Origin of the sequence: Arthrobacter sp. 9MFCol3.1 (genome assembly GCF_000620385.1) — a bacterium.
Classification (GTDB): Bacteria; Actinomycetota; Actinomycetes; order Actinomycetales; family Micrococcaceae; genus Arthrobacter.
This window is the reverse complement of record NZ_KK211131.1, coordinates 227,196-241,951: the sequence shown is the minus strand read 5'-3', so window position 1 is coordinate 241,951 and position 14,756 is coordinate 227,196. Positions and strand designations below refer to the sequence as shown.

11 protein-coding genes, 1 tRNA gene and 1 other RNA gene are annotated in these 14,756 nt (G+C 68.3%); 7 read left to right on the top strand and 6 right to left on the bottom strand.

The window, feature by feature from the left end; all coding sequences use genetic code 11:
* Nucleotides 1-49: 49 nt before the first annotated feature.
* Together C560_RS0118485 and ffs are read right to left on the bottom strand one after the other, a co-directional pair.
* A complete protein-coding gene (locus tag C560_RS0118485; RefSeq protein WP_081801761.1) occupies nucleotides 50-3,202 on the bottom strand; it encodes a DNA polymerase III subunit gamma and tau in 3,153 nt (1,050 codons plus the stop codon).
* Nucleotides 3,203-3,229: 27 nt separating this feature from the next.
* Nucleotides 3,230-3,326, bottom strand: an RNA gene (gene ffs / locus C560_RS23125) — signal recognition particle sRNA small type.
* Nucleotides 3,327-4,156: 830 nt separating this feature from the next.
* On the opposite strand from ffs, the gene C560_RS0118480 reads away from it, so the two are divergent.
* Nucleotides 4,157-4,241, top strand: a tRNA-Ser gene (locus tag C560_RS0118480).
* 56 nt (nucleotides 4,242-4,297) lie between these two features.
* Here the strand turns inward: C560_RS0118480 and C560_RS0118475 are convergent.
* Nucleotides 4,298-5,209 carry an oxygenase MpaB family protein gene (locus tag C560_RS0118475; protein ID WP_026539315.1) on the bottom strand — a complete coding sequence of 304 codons (912 nt, stop codon included), beginning with the start codon at nucleotides 5,207-5,209 and terminating at the stop codon, nucleotides 4,298-4,300.
* A 285-nt stretch (nucleotides 5,210-5,494) separates the two neighbouring features.
* On the opposite strand from C560_RS0118475, the gene C560_RS23120 reads away from it, so the two are divergent.
* The 4 genes from C560_RS23120 (at nucleotide 5,495) to C560_RS0118455 (ending at nucleotide 10,179) form a co-directional block, all read left to right on the top strand.
* Nucleotides 5,495-6,937, top strand: a complete 1,443-nt coding sequence (locus C560_RS23120; RefSeq protein ID WP_155855829.1) for a M23 family metallopeptidase — start codon at nucleotides 5,495-5,497, stop codon at nucleotides 6,935-6,937.
* A 138-nt stretch (nucleotides 6,938-7,075) separates the two neighbouring features.
* The gene (locus tag C560_RS0118465) at nucleotides 7,076-7,561 is read left to right on the top strand and encodes a glutathione peroxidase (RefSeq protein ID WP_018774387.1); all 486 of its coding nucleotides are present in this window, start codon (nucleotides 7,076-7,078) and stop codon (nucleotides 7,559-7,561) included.
* Nucleotides 7,562-7,782: 221 nt separating this feature from the next.
* Nucleotides 7,783-8,994, top strand: a complete 1,212-nt coding sequence (gene fdhA, locus C560_RS0118460; protein WP_018774386.1) for a formaldehyde dehydrogenase, glutathione-independent — start codon at nucleotides 7,783-7,785, stop codon at nucleotides 8,992-8,994.
* A 243-nt stretch (nucleotides 8,995-9,237) separates the two neighbouring features.
* Nucleotides 9,238-10,179 carry a phosphodiesterase gene (locus C560_RS0118455; protein ID WP_018774385.1) on the top strand — a complete coding sequence of 314 codons (942 nt, stop codon included), beginning with the start codon at nucleotides 9,238-9,240 and terminating at the stop codon, nucleotides 10,177-10,179.
* Between the two features lie 43 nt (nucleotides 10,180-10,222).
* On the opposite strand, the gene C560_RS0118450 is transcribed toward C560_RS0118455, so the two are convergent.
* Both C560_RS0118450 and C560_RS0118445 read right to left on the bottom strand, forming a co-directional pair.
* Nucleotides 10,223-11,761 carry a stealth family protein gene (locus tag C560_RS0118450; protein WP_231494393.1) on the bottom strand — a complete coding sequence of 513 codons (1,539 nt, stop codon included), beginning with the start codon at nucleotides 11,759-11,761 and terminating at the stop codon, nucleotides 10,223-10,225.
* Between the two features lie 190 nt (nucleotides 11,762-11,951).
* Complete coding sequence (locus tag C560_RS0118445) at nucleotides 11,952-12,866, bottom strand: hypothetical protein (protein WP_026539313.1); 915 nt, start codon at nucleotides 12,864-12,866, stop codon at nucleotides 11,952-11,954.
* A gap of 195 nt (nucleotides 12,867-13,061) precedes the next feature.
* On the opposite strand from C560_RS0118445, the gene C560_RS0118440 reads away from it, so the two are divergent.
* Nucleotides 13,062-13,361, top strand: coding sequence for a type II toxin-antitoxin system VapB family antitoxin (locus C560_RS0118440; RefSeq protein ID WP_026266597.1), 300 nt, complete (start codon nucleotides 13,062-13,064; stop codon nucleotides 13,359-13,361).
* On the top strand, nucleotides 13,354-14,031 hold the full coding sequence (locus C560_RS0118435; RefSeq protein WP_026539312.1) for a LytR C-terminal domain-containing protein: 678 nt from the start codon (nucleotides 13,354-13,356) through the stop codon (nucleotides 14,029-14,031). The genes C560_RS0118440 and C560_RS0118435 overlap by 8 nt, the downstream gene beginning before the upstream one ends.
* Before the next feature lie 23 nt (nucleotides 14,032-14,054).
* Here C560_RS0118435 and C560_RS0118430 read toward each other — a convergent pair whose 3' ends face one another.
* A complete protein-coding gene (locus C560_RS0118430; protein WP_018774380.1) occupies nucleotides 14,055-14,693 on the bottom strand; it encodes a TetR/AcrR family transcriptional regulator in 639 nt (212 codons plus the stop codon).
* Nucleotides 14,694-14,756: the final 63 nt, after the last annotated feature.

Genomic DNA, 14,756 nt, shown 5'->3' with positions numbered 1-14,756 from the left:
TGTCCTCGTTCGTTTGGAGTGGGGCCGGTGCCAGCCGGCTGGGGGTCTGCTAGAAGCGGGGCGGCAGGGGGCTTCCGTCCAGGGAGCGCTCCTCCACCAGTTTCCCGCCCAGAATGCGTTCGACGGCGGCCCGGCCGAAGACGCCCGATTCCTCGATCGTTTCGTCGTCGGCGCTCGGGATGTCCTGTACGTAGACGGTGGTCGCGGTAGTTGCGCGGGCGGGGGCTTTCGCCCGCCCGGCCTCGGCCTCGGGGCTGTTCGACAGCCGCTGGTACAGGCTTTGCCGGCCCGTCGGGGCAGCAGCCTCCGGAATGGCGGCCACGGCAACAGCCTCCGCAACGGCAGCGGGGGCTACCCGCGGCGCAGCAGGCTCGGCAACGGCCGTAGCCGCTTCGGCCCGGGCCGGGTGTTCCGAGGACAGTGCCGACGGCGCGGACACGACGCCGGCATACTCCGGGATCTGTGCCGCCGCCGGCTCGTAGTGCACCGGAGCCGGTTCGGGCTCGGGCGCCGCGGGCTCGACTTCCGGCGTCGGGTACCGGCCGAGGTTCGACTCTGTGCCGACCGTCCAGACTCCGGGTGACTGCTCGACGGCGCGGGCCCACGCGTCAGCCGACGCGTCAGGGCTTGCGGGCGAGGTCCCGGCCAGGGAGCGGGCAGGGTTGGATGCCTGCGCGGCCGGGGACTTGCGGGCCGGAGCCGCGGGTGCAGCCGCGGACTCGGCGCGGCGCGGCGGGGCGGCGGGTGACGGGTCCCAATCCAGCGGCGGTTCTTCGTCGAGCGGAGGGGCGTCCTCGTCCCGGGGCGGTCCCCAGTCGTCGTCAGGGGCGGAATAGGACCCGGAAGGCTCCGAGGGGCCGTCCGATTCGGCTGCCGTCGCGACAGCGCGGACCTGGACCGCGGGGGCAGGCGCCTGCCGCTCCGCTGCCGGCTCGGCTACGCGGACCTGGACCGCGGGGGCGGGCGCGTGCGGTTCGGCTGCCGGCTCGGCTCCCGTGGGGGCCGGAGAGGGTTGCGCCGATGGCATTGGGGCGGCGGGAACGGGGGCCTGGGCTACCCCCGAGGGGACGGCTTCAGCAGTTTCGTTGGCCGGCGCTGCCGGCTGCTGGGGGGCCGGGCTCAGGCCCCAGGCGACGTCGGCCGAAGTCGCCTGCGTCGCAGACGATGCCGGGGTCTCCGGGCTAGCCGGCGCTTTTGGGTTTGGCTCAGAGCTCGCTGGGCTGTTGCTGCCGCCGGCCACGGCCCGGATCTGGCAATCGATGCCGATCGTCTTGTGGATCGCCTGCCGGAGGTTCTCAGCGTGGTCGGCCCGGCCGAAGGCACCCGCCAGCCCCGTGGTGGTAAACGCGAGGGTCAGGACGTGGTCTTCGAAATGGCCCACCTGGGCGTTGGGTTCCACCAGCGCCCAGGTGCTGCGTTTGATCTTGGTGAGCGTTTGCAGGATTTCGGGCCAGGCGCGGCGCAAAACCTCCACGTCGGCCCCGGGGCCGGCGGCAGGGCCGGGCGCAGGGCTGGGAACAGCGGCAGGCGCCCTACCCGGCTCGGCAGGTTCGGGCCGCGCAGGCATGGAGGGCGTGGGGGCAGGTGCCGTGGCGGCGGAAGATGCGGCGGCGGACGGGGCCGCCTCCGGTGTAGCCATACGTGCGGGCTCGGCTGCCGGGGCGGCAGCCACCGGGGCAGTCCCTGACGCGGGCAGGGACGGAGCCGCGGCTGCGGGACCTGCAGCGGGGGCGAGCCGGCTGGCCGCCGCGGGTTCGTCCACCGGCCAGTCGCTGGTGCTGACCCGTGGTGCCGTCAGCGGTGCACGGACGGGTTCGTCCCGCCGAGCGGGCGCGGTGGCTGCGGCTGGCGTCTGCTCGCCCCGGGGCGGGGCGGGTGGGGCGTTGGTGGCTGCGGCAGCCGGTGCCGCGTGTGACGGCGCGGCGGCCACGTGCGCTGCCGGCAGCTGTGGCGCGACTGCCTGCTCCGTGCGTGCAGGCGAAACGGCGGCAGGTGCGGGGGCGCCGGCGAGGGGAGCTCCGACGTCGTTCCCGGCGTAGTTCAAACGACGCTCGACGCGGTCGATCCGCGCCGCGATGCCGCGCTCGGTCTGTTCGGAGCTGGGCAACAGGATGCGGGCGCACAGCAGTTCCAGGTGCAGGCGCGGCGAGGTGGCCCCGGTCATGTCAGTGAGGGCGGTATTGGTGACGTCCGCGGCGCGGGAGAGTTCGGCCGCCCCGAGGTTGTGCGCCTGGTTCTGCAGCCGGGCGATCTGGTCCGCGGGCATGCCGCGGAGGATGGACTGGGCGCTCTCGGGCATGGCCTGGACGATGATGAGGTCGCGGAAGCGTTCCAGCAGGTCCTCGACGAAGCGCCGGGGATCGTGCCCGGTCTGGATGACGCGGTCCACGGCGCGGAACACCGTGGCGGAATCCGACGCGGCGACGGCCTCCACGACGTCATCCAGCAGGGAGGCGTGCGTGTAGCCCAGGAGGGCGACCGCAAGCTCGTAGTCCAGTCCGTTTGGTCCGGCGCCGGCCATGAGCTGGTCCAGCACGGAGAGGGAGTCGCGAACCGAACCGCCGCCCGCGCGGATGACGAGCGAGAGCACGCCGGGCGCCACGGGGACGTTTTCCTGGGTGCAGAGCAGCTCCAGATATGCCATGAGTGGCTCCGGTGGCACCAGCCGGAAGGGGTAGTGGTGCGTGCGGGAGCGGATGGTGCCGATGACCTTGTCCGGCTCCGTGGTGGCGAAGATGAACTTGATGTGTTCCGGCGGCTCTTCGACGATCTTGAGCAGGGCGTTGAATCCGGCCGACGTGACCATGTGGGCTTCGTCGATGATGAAGATCTTGTAGCGGTCCCGGACGGGGGCGTAGGTGGCCCGTTCCCGGAGGTCGCGGGCGTCGTCGACGCCGCCGTGGCTGGCGGCGTCGATCTCGATGACGTCCAGGGAGCCCGAGCCGCCGCGGGCGAGTTCCACGCAGCTGGGGCACTTGCCGCAGGGGGTGTCCGTGGGGCCCTCGGCGCAGTTTAGACAGCGGGCCAGGATGCGGGCCGAGGTGGTTTTGCCACAGCCGCGGGGGCCGGAAAAGAGGTAAGCGTGGTTGACGCGGTTCTTGCGCAGGGCCGTCATGAGGGGGTCAGTGACGTGCTCCTGCCCGATAACGTCCGCGAACGAATCGGGGCGGTATCGACGGTAGAGGGCGGTAGTAACAGTCACAGATAAACCCTACCAATCGGCACAGACATAAAAGACCCCTCATGCACCCGCCAGAGCCCGTTTACCCTTGCTACCTTCCGGTCCTGGGGGAGTTCAACAGGATGACGCCACATGAGGGGCCGTCAGCAATATTACCTGACGATTGGGTGTGCCTCGAATTGGCCCGGTTTGGCCCCTCATCCCCGGCGGGACATGCCCATTTTTCGCGCGAAGGAGTGGGCTGGTTAGGGCTATGTCCAGGGCTCGGGCTGGCGGGGGGGGGGGGGGGGTGGGGGGGGGGGGGGGGGGGGGGCATGTCCGGTGGTTAGAAGTGGGCAGCGCGGGGCATGCCCATTTTTGGCGGGCAGGACTGGGCTGGTTGGGGCTATGTCCAGCGCTCGGGCGGGCCGGTGGACATGTCCGGTGGTTAGGAGAGGGCAGCGAGGGGCATGCCCATTTTTGGCGGGCAAGAACGGGGATGGGACAGGGCAGTGTGGGCTGGTTGGGGCCATGTCCAGGGCCTGGAGGGAGCTGTAGGGCATGTCCAGTGGCGGGAGGGGGCAGCGAGGAGCATGCCCATTTTTCGCGCGAAGGTGTGGGCTGGTTGGGGCTATGTCCAGGGCTCGGGCGGGCCGGTGGACATGTCCGGTAGTGGGAGTGGGCAGCGCGGGGCATGCCCATTTTTGGCGGGCAGGAGTGGAGGTGGGACAGGGCGTCGCGGGCAGGTGTGGGCTGGTTGGGGCCATGTCCAGGGCCTGGAGGGAGCTGTAGGGCATGTCCAGTGGTGGGAGTGGGCAGCGCGGGGCATGCCCATTTTTCGCGGGAAGGAGTGGGCTATTTGGCGCTATGTCCAGCCCTCGAACGGGCCGTGGGGCATGTCCCGCGGAGGAGCCGCAGGCCGGGGCGGGGAGGCTCAATTGGGCGAAGCTGGAAAGTTCAGGTATTCTAGTATCTGCTTTTGATTCAGAAGCAACTGGAGAATTCGCCTAGCGGCCTATGGCGCACGCCTGGAACGCGTGTTGGGTTAACGCCCTCGGGGGTTCAAATCCCCCATTCTCCGCGGTTGGCCCCGGTCCTCGGACCGGGGCCTTTTTGCGTTCCCGGGCCGCCGCTGGCTCAGGCCCGGTAGCCCAGCCGGCGGAGCCGGGCCCGGGCAGCTTGCTCGCTCGGACCCGTCCGGCCCAGCGCCACATGCACCACGCCGAGCGTGACCCGGGTGGCCAGGGTTACCGGCAGCGGAATCGGGCCCAGCCGCGCGGTCCGCAGGCCCAGAAGATCGCGGTACTTGGGGTCGAGGCTTGCCACGGCGGCCGCGAACAGCACCCGGTAGCCAGGCTTGAGCGCGGGGTGCAGGGGTGGGTCTCGAATGAACGCCACCGTCTCGGTGACCCGTTCGTCACAGCGGAGATCGCCGTCGTCGTACCAGCGGTCCAACTGCTGCCGCATTTCCGCTTCGCTTAGCGGCGGGGCCTCGACGCCCATCAGCCGGCCGGCTTGGGCCCACTCTCGGACGTAGGCATCCGGTCCGCCAGGAATCGGCCGCCCCCACAGCTTGTGGGCAGAGGGGAACGCGTCTGTGAAGGCAATGTGAACCCACCGGAGCAGTTCGGGGTCGTTGGCCGCGTAACTGCGCCTGATGCCGTGGCCGTCCACGAATTCTCCCCGCACCGTCCGGTGCAGCCGAAGGACCCAGTCCGACGCCGCCTTGGCCGTATCGGTGGAGCCATAGGTCACGGTGAAGATCCAACGGATCGTGCCAGCCAGCCGGCCCAGCGGGTCTTCGCGGAAACGGGAGTGATCGTGGACTCCGGCCAGCGCGCCTGGATGGAGCGCCTGCATCAGCAGCGCCCGGATTCCCGCCACGATGGTGGGCATGTCCCCGTGTACGGCCCAGACGGCCGAGCCGGGCAAGTGGTAACCGGCGTCGTCCCCCTCGGCGAGGCTTGGCACCCACTCGGGCACGGAATCGCGCGTCCCCGTGAACGTTTGTTTGAGTTCGGCCTGCCATTCCCTGAGGACATTGCGCATCCTCTATTCTTACCCGGCCCGGCGGCGCGCGGCACCTGCAACGGTGCGGAGAACTACTGGGCCGCCACCCGCAAGCTACTGGGGACATCCGCGGATCGCCGATTGGTCCCGCAAAAGGAGCGCGCTGACGGTTCACAGACCCGGCCGTCTGTGGTCACATAGGGAGGTAAGTCCGTGAAGATTGGGGTCTGGCGGACATATTGCGGGAGTCACGTCGTGGGAAAACACTGGGGAAACTCATCGAGTGAGCAGTCAGCGAGGGCACGGACGATTGCCGTGCGCTGCGTGTCCGGAGGCCTGTGCCTGTCCCTGGCCGTACTGGCATTCGGTGGCTTTCAGGGACTGAGCGCCTTTGCGTCCTACGGCGCGCCCACCGCCGTCCCGACGGCCGCCATGCCGCCCGCCGGGGACGTGGGGCCGGAAGCCCTGGACCCGCTGGCCCACTCCGCGGTCACTGCGCCCGCAGGGACTCCCGGCACCGTCACCGCCGACGCCCAGGCGCTCGTGGCCTTCAGCCGGAGCACGGTGGACACGGCCACCCGGGAAGGGGTGCGCGGCGAGCTCAATGTGGCCTCGGCCGCCCTGAGCCGGCCCGCGCCGGGTTTCCTCATGGCTCCGCTGGAATCGCTGGTGCCATCGTCCCCGTTCGGGTTGCGTACCAGCCCCCTGACGGGATTCGCGGGCGAATTCCACTGGGGCCAGGACTTTGCGGCCCCGTGCGGCACGCGCGTGTACTCCGCCGACGCCGGTGTGGTGCGGGCCGTTGGGTGGCACCCGTGGGGCGGCGGAAACCGGGTGGAAATCGATCACGGCAACGGTCTCATCACCACGTACAACCATCTGGAGGCGATCGCGGTCAAGAAGGGCGACTCGGTACGGGTGGGGGAAGTTATTGCCCGGGTAGGTACCACCGGATCTTCCACCGGCTGCCACCTTCACTTCGAAACCATCCTCAATGGCTCCCACACTGATCCGCGCGATTGGACATTGCTCCCCATCAAGCAGGTGGATCAACTCGGGCCCATCGAAATGACCAGCTACGCACCCGACGCCGGTAAGGCCACCAATGCGGGGATTGGCTGGGCGATTCCTGTCCGGGAGGACCTGACCCACGTGGTGGCCGGCGGCGTTCAGGAACAGCCTGCCGCGGTGGCCGCCAAGCCACCGGCGAGTGCCTCACCTGCGGCTACCGAAGCCGCCGCCGACAAACCGTCGGCGACTCCTTCCGCCACCCCGACGCCGACCGGGAGTGCGTCCGCGACCCCGACGCCGACGCCGTCGGCGACTGCAACCCCAACTCCGACGCCGAGCGGGACGCCGACGACGACGGCACCTGCCGCGCCGACCGGGAGCACGCCGACGACGCCCGCCGCACCCGCCCCGACGCCGTCGGCAACCGCCACGCCGACGCCGTCGGCAACCGCCACGCCGACGCCGTCGGCAACCGCCACCCCGACGCCGACGGGAACAGCCTCCGCCAAGCCATCAGCACCGTTGTCGGTCCCGCCGCCGGTGGCACCGCCGCCCTCCGCGCCTGCGTCGGCCTCCGCAACCGCGACGGAGGCTGCCGCTAAGACGGCCACCCCGGTGCCGGCCCCGATCACTCTGGAGCCGGACCCGGTCACCGCGCCGGCCGAAACGCCGAAGCCAAAGACGGCCACGCAGTCGGCCACCACGGCAGTGACAACAAAACCCTCAGCGACGACCTCGACGACGCCCAGCGGCTAGCCCCCGCCGCGCCCCAGGCCGCCGTTCCGGCGCCTTGTCCGGGAGGCGCACCCATACCCGCACGCCCCGGTGCCGAATAATGGAGTGACCAGTTCAGATTCCCTGCTCCGGACCATCGACACCGCAAGGACGCGCCCCATGACAGCTCTGCACTCCATTCCCCTGACCCTCATCGACGGGACCGAGACCGATTTTGGCCGTTTCAAGGGCGAGGTGGTCCTGGTGGTCAACGTGGCGTCCGAGTGCGGTTTCACACCCCAGTACGCTGGACTCGAGGCGCTGCACAATAAGTTCCGGGGCCAAGGCTTCCAGGTCCTCGGCGTCCCCTGCAACCAGTTCGCCGGGCAGGAGCCCGGCGGCGACGCCGAGATTGCCGAGTTCTGCCAGCGCAATTTCGGTGTGACCTTCCCGCTGACGGTCAAGGCCAACGTCCGGGGAAAGAACCAGCACCCGCTCTACGCCGAGCTCACCAAGTTCAAGACCGGCATCCTGCCCGGCCTCGTGAAGTGGAACTTCGAGAAGTTCCTCGTGAACCGCGACGGCGAGGTCATCGCCCGCTTTGCGCCCACCGTTGAGCCGGACGCGCCGGAGATCATCGAAGCTGTTCAGTCCGCCCTCGACTGACCCGACCGGCCCGGGGTCCAGAGGAACTCAGCCCTATCCCTAAGCATGCTTAGCGCCTAGACTGGCCGGACCCTCCAAACATTCCGGGCATCCCCACGGCGCAATCAACTCTGGCCGCCGTCGGCAGTGTCGCCGGGTGTTCCTGCGGAGGGCGCATCAAAGAACTTCGTGAATCACACTAGGGCGCCCACCGCGGGGCCCGTGAAAGCAGGAGGAAATAGATGACAGGGAACAAAGCCGTTGCCTACAAGGGGCCGGGCAAGGTCGAACTGATCGACATTGACTACCCCACCTTCGAACTCAAGGACGGTCCGGGGGTCAACCCCGCCAACGTGGGCCGGCAGGTGCGCCACGGCGTAATCCTCAAAACCGTGGCCACGAATATTTGCGGCTCGGACCAGCACATGGTCCGGGGGCGCACCACGGCTCCCGCCGACCTGGTGCTCGGCCACGAGATCACCGGCGAGGTGGTCGAAGTGGGCCCGGATGTTGAATTCATCAAAGTGGGGGACATCTGTTCGGTCCCCTTCAATATCGCCTGCGGGCGCTGCCGGAACTGCAAGGAGCGCAAGACCGGCATCTGCCTGAACGTCAACCCCGACCGGCCAGGCAGCGCCTACGGCTATGTGGACATGGGCGGCTGGGTAGGCGGCCAGGCCAACTACGTCCTTGTGCCGTATGCCGACTGGAACCTGTTGAAGTTCCCGGACAAAGACCAGGCCCTCGAAAAGATGATGGACCTGACGATGCTCTCGGACATCTTCCCGACCGGATTCCATGGTGCGGTCACCGCAGGCGTCGGCGTCGGGTCCACCGTCTACGTGGCAGGCGCAGGGCCTGTGGGCCTGGCCGCGGCGACCAGCGCCCAACTCCTGGGTGCCGCCGTCGTGATTGTGGGGGACATGAACGCGGACCGCCTGGCGCAGGCACGCAGCTTCGGCTGCGAAACCATCGACCTGAGTAAGGGCGGCCCTGCCGAGCAAATCGAGCAGCTCCTCGGCGTCCCGGAAGTCGATTGCGGCGTGGATGCGGTGGGATTTGAGGCCAAGGGCCACGGGGCCGGAGCCCACGAAGCCCCCGCCACCGTCCTGAACTCGCTGATGGAAGTAACGGCCGCCGGCGGTGCCCTGGGCATCCCCGGGCTCTACGTCACCGGCGACCCGGGCGGCGTGGACGAGGCCGCGAAGAAGGGCTCGCTCTCGCTCAGCCTCGGAACGGGCTGGGCAAAGTCGCTCAGCTTCACTACGGGACAGTGTCCGGTCATGAAATACAACCGGCAGCTGATGATGGCGATCCTGCACGACAGGGTGCACATCGCCAAGAACGTCAACGCGAAGGCGATTTCCCTGGAGGACGCGCCGAAGGGCTACGCGGAATTCGACGCCGGCGCGGCGACGAAGTTCGTGCTTAACCCCAACGGGTACCTGAGCTAGCGGAAACCGTGAACCCGGCGGCACTGTCCGTCCCGCCCCGTTGACCCGGGGAATCGGGAGTGCCGCCGGGCGGCCGCGCCTTGTATATGCCGGCAAGTGCATGTGAGGGTGGGCCACCTGTTAACGCCCACTTTTCCAATATGCCTATCGCAGTTTTTACATTGTTTGCCTAATGTCTGGTTGGATAGTTGTTACTGAGAGGGACACTGGAGGCACCGCTTCCACCCAACCAAGAAGGCAGCAATGGAGCGCATCGAGGCCGAGCACCCCCGGCCACGTCATTTCCTACTTCACCTGAGCGACCCCCACTTGCTGGGGGGTCCGCAACCCCTGCACGGCGTCGTGGACAGCGAAGCCCTGCTCAGGCAACTCTTCGAGGAGGTCCACGCCTCGGGGGCACGCCCCGAAGCCGTGATCTTCACGGGCGACCTGGCTGACCTGGGGGAACCCGAAGCGTATGCCAAGCTCCGCGCCATCGTGGATCCGGCGTGCGAGGCCCTGGGGGCCAAGGTCATCTGGGCGATGGGCAACCACGACGACCGGGCCAATTTCCGGGCCGGGCTCCTGGACCAGGCCGACAATGACGCGCCACTGGACCACAGCTACTTCGTCAACGGGCTGCGCATCATCACCCTGGACACCTCGGTGCCCGGGTTCCACCATGGCGAATTGAGCCACGACCAGCTGGACTGGCTCGCTGCTGAGCTGGCCACACCGGCCCCGGACGGGACCATCCTTGCCCTGCACCACCCGCCGGTACCGTCCGTCCTGGATCTTGCCGTGCTCGTGGAGCTCCGGGGCCAGTCGGCGCTTGCCGGCGTCCTGCGCAATTCCGATGTCCGCGCCATCCTGGGCGGCCACCTGCACTATTCGACGACGGCAACGTTCGCGGGCATCCCGGTGTCCGTGGCTTCAGCCACCTGCTACACCCAGGATCTGAACGTTCCTGTCGGCGGCACCCGGGGCCGCGACGGCGGGCAGGCGTTCAACCTGGTCCACGTCTACGAACATACGATCGTGCATTCCGTGGTGCTGCTCGGCGACACCCCGGCGGTGGGGGAGCTGGTCTCTCCCGAGGAAGTCCAGCGCCGGCTCGCGGCCGCAGGGATCCATATTCCTGAGAAGGCCAAGCTCGAGGCCCCGTCCCGGACGCCGGCGCACCGCAGGTACACCACCCTGAACTGATTCACACCCGGGCTGACGCGGCGCCCGCTTTGGTCACGGTTCGTTACTTCTCCCAGGGTGCCTTGATGGGGTAGTACTTCTCCAGGAAGTCCGTGACCAGTTCGGCCCGCTCTTCCGCCGGGACCTCGGGGAAGCTGCCGTCGTTGAGGCAGAAGAAGTCCATGTTCCGCTTGGCCAGAAGCTTGGGCAGGTAGTTCAGGCCGGCCCGCGCCGTCGTGTCCACATACCTCACCTTTGCGGCCGTCTGGGTCACGGCCCGGCCAGTGAGCAGCGCGTAGTAGTGGTAGAACGAGTTGGTCACGGAGATGTTGTCCGCTGCCCGGAAGGTGCTCGCGGCTGTCTTGGCAAACTCGGCCGGGAACTCCTGCTCCATCTGCTCGACCACGCTGCGGCGCAGCGGGGCCGCCGTGTGCTCCAGGTGACGGGTGGTGATGCGGCCGAAGCGGTTCCAGAGCAGCTTGCGGTTCACCCGGGCGGCGTTCTCAAAGCCGCTGCGTTCGGCGTCGTTGTCGCCCAGCCCGATCCGGGTCTCGGCCTCGATGAACTTCGTGATGCCGCCCGGGGTGAAGAACATGTCCGGGCCCACGGCACGGCCGAAGAACATGTCGTCGTTCGAATAGAGGAAGTGCTCTGAGAGCCCCTCGATGTGGTGCAGCTGACACTCCACGGCCTGCGAATTGTGCGTGGGCAGAACCGACGTGTCGGCGAAAAACTCTTCGCTCCGGACAATCGTCACACTCGGGTGGTCGGCCAGCCACGACGGTGCGGGGGAGTCCGTGGCGATGAAGATCCGGCGGACCCACGGCGCAAACATGTACACCGAGCGCAGGGCGTACTTGAGCTCATCGATCTGGCGGAAGCGGGCCTCGTGGTCATCCCCCTCGCCCACCACCACGCCGGCCATGCGGGCGCGGCGGGCCGCGATGTACTCGGGGGAGCTGCCGTCCACCCATGAGAACACCAGGTCGATGTCGAAGCTGATGTCGCTGGCGTGGTCGGCGAACATGTTCTCAATGGTGGGCCACGTGTGGCCGTAGCGTTCCACGGTACCGCGCACTGCGTCCTGGGCCAGCATGGTGCGGCGCGTCAGGGAGTTCTCGATCGGCAGGATCAGCTGGTCGCCTTCGAAGCTCCACAGCTCCAGCTGGACGCCGGCGGACGCCCCGAATTCAAAACCGCCTTCGGGTTCCACCCGGGGCCGGTAGAGCCGGAAGATCCGGGCCTGGCGGTTCGGCGACAGCTCGCCGTCGGCCACCAGCACAGAGGACTTCTTCTTGGCGTCCACGGTCATGGAATACAACGGCTCGTCGCGGCACGCCTCCACGAGGGCGTCGCGGAGTTCCTTGCGGTCTTTCCAGTCGACGGCGACGACCGGGCGGTGGTTGTTGCCGCGGACCAGCAGGTAGCCGATGCCGGCGCCGGCCAGAACGGAACGCAGGAACATCAGGTCCTCGACCATGGCCTGGTACGGCGTGCGGTTTTCGTTGATCAGCGCATAGCGGCCGCGGTGGCGGACAACGTCGGAGCGGGTCCGGAATCTGGCGACCGCGGCCGCCGACGTGACCTCGGCGTGGGCGTCCACAGATGCCTGGCTGCCATAGTAAATCTCGTCTTGGATCGCTGCTTCGGTAATGTCTGAGCTCCCGCTTCTATCAGTGCGTTGGTGTCTACTTGCATGATAACGCGGGGCTCAAAATTGCCGCGGAAAACCGGCCGCCACGCGGCGGACGTGCCGGCGAAACGCCACGGGCAAAAAACGGCGGCAGGAGGCCTCAGCCGGTGACGACGGCCAGCCAGTGGTGCAGGAAGGCGGCACCGGCGTCGTCGTGGATCACGTCTTCGCCGAGCCCCAGATCGGCGGCGGTGAGAACCTCGTAGGGTTTGACCGGGATGCCGTCCGCGGGCCGGACGTCGACGTGCTTCACGGCGTGGTCGTTGTGGTGCAGCCAGTCGGCCATGGCGTAGTCCGTGCGGGAATCGCCCACCGTGCGCCAGGCCTGCGGCGTGATGCCCTGCGCAGCCAGGAACTCCACGGCCCGGCTGGCGCCCAGGTCCTTGCCCAGCCGGACCGATTCGATATCGGTGGAAATGATGGTCGGATCGACGCGGAAGTCGACCTGGTCATCCGAATCGGGGACGTGGTGGTCCAGCCGCACCACGCCGAGGCCGTGCCGGGCCATGATGCCCATGGCGTCGGCGTCGAAGAGTTCCTGCTCGGCCCGGTAGTCCGGGTTGGCGACGGCAATGTGCTGCTCCACGGAGACCATGGCCCGCTTGGTTTCGTCGTAGAACATGTGGGCGGAGTAGTCCTCGGCCACCAGGCGGCGGACGTCGTCGCCGAAGGCCTGCGGAATGGCGAGCTCGTGGTCCACGTGGACGGGGCCGGGGCCTTCCGCCGTGTAGCTGAACCAGACGGCGCCCTTCTCGCAAATGGCGTGGATCAGGGTGCCGGCGGGCATCCCCGCGGCGATCATCGGTTCCATGACCTGCTCGCGGATGAACGCGTCCGACCGGCCGGTGTTGAAGATGACCGGCACGCCGGCGGCGGCGAGGGCCACCAGGTCGGCGATGATGCCGGGCTGCACCTCGCGGGTGACCGGGCTCGCGACCGGACCGTCGACGTCGAGCAGCAGCGCCAGCACGGGGGCCGACGACGACGGAACAGGGACAGTCTCGGGTGAAGTCATACGGCCATTCTGTCAGCCGCACGGGACGTTTGGGTGAACCGTGCAGCAGATCGACGGCCCGGCGCCGGATGTGACAGGCGGCAGTCGCTGGTCGTGTCAATGCGCCGTGTGACAAATGGTTACCGTTTGGCCACAACCTCACGCCGCCCGGGGACATTCATTCCTTCGGGCGTCGAAGTTCCCTAGGCTGGCATGGTGATATTCAAAGCTGTGGGCGAGGGACGCCCTTACCCCGACCATGGTTACACCACGCCCAAGGACTGGGCGGCCCTGCCGCCGCGGCCTGTCCGGCTTGATGAGCTGGTGACCACGAAGCGCACACTGGACCTTGAAGCCCTGCTGGCCGAGGACTCCACGTTTTTCGGCGACCTCTTTCCGCACGTCGTGGAATACCGCGGCGTCCTCTACCTTGAGGACGGCCTGCACCGGGCAGTCCGCACCGCGTTGCACCAGCGCACCGCAATCCACGCGCGGGTCCTCGTGATAAATGGCTAGGAAGCCGCCAGACGTCAGAGTCCTGCACGGGCACCGCGTCATCAGTGGCTCCGAGCTGCGGGCCACGTTCGTGGAGCAGGACAATACGGCAGAGAACCCGGTTCGGCTGCGGCGCAGGATCCTGCACGGCGTTGTCCTGGTGATGCTTGTCGGCCTGATCGTGGCCGCGATCGTGGTGGCCCTGGCCATCATGAATGGCCAGATCAAGATCCCCGGGGCGGAGCGGAGCAAGGCGGCTGTGTCGGTGTGCCCGGCGGCTACCTACGACTACGCGCCGCCGGAGAAGGTCCACGTCAACATCTACAACTCCACGAGCCGGCCGGGACTGGCCCGGAGCGTGGCCGACCAGCTTGCCGCCCGGAAGTTCCTGGTGGGTGCCGTGGGGAACACGACGTCGAGCTACCGCGGCGTGGCGCTGGTGGTCTCCGGTGCTGCCGGCCAGTCGGCCGCCTTCAGTGTCCAGCGCCACGTGCCCGGTTCGGACTATGTCCAGGACGGCCGCGCGGACCCGAGTGTGGACGTGATCATTACGGGCGATTTCAAGGAACTGGCCAAGCCGGAACTCGTGGACCAGACGCCGGGCCAGCTCAGCTGCCCCCGCGAGAACCGGCGCATCGTGGATGAGGCCACGTTGCCCGCCGTACCGACGGCGACGCCGGGCAAGGGCTAGGCGCGTACCCCCGGCGCTGCAGCCTAGCGGATGGTGCGGACCGGCCGGCCGGCGTCGTCAAACCTGGCCCCGGCTCCCAGCTGGACAAACCGCACCGTCCGGGCGAGCCGCGCCTCGGCCTCCGCGTCCTGGCCCGCACCGTCGCCCCGCGCAGCGCTTGAGGAGAGCGTGCCGTGGATGAGCTGGGCCAGCTGGGCAATGTCCGACTCGGGCAGGTACCCCTGGGCCATGCCGTCGCGCAGGATGCCCCGCAGGAGCACGCTGAGCTCACCCACGTGGTCGGCGAGTTTGGCGAACGACGACGGCGAGAGCACCGCCGCCATGGCCGGCCCCGGCGGCAGGTGGCGCCGGCTCAGGTCCTCCACCTGGGCACGGACGTAGACGGCCAGGCGCTCCACCGGGTTCTCCAGTGCATCGAGGGACTCGCGCAGATCGAGCAGGAACCGCTCGGTCTCATCCAGGGCGTAGGCGATGAGGAGCTCTTCGATGTCTGCATAGTAGTTGTAGACGGCGGTCCGGCCGATCTGGGCGTGGCGCGCGACGTCCGTCATGGTCAGGCCGGGAAGCCCGTGGGTGAAGAGGAGTTCCCCGAATGCGGTCAGAATGCGGCGCTGGGTCTCGGCACGTTGGGCGGCGTTGCTCGCGGCCGAAATCCTAGGCATACGGACACTTTAGCGCGATCTGTCACCAAAGCAGCCGGGTGGCGGACTATGACACGGACGGCC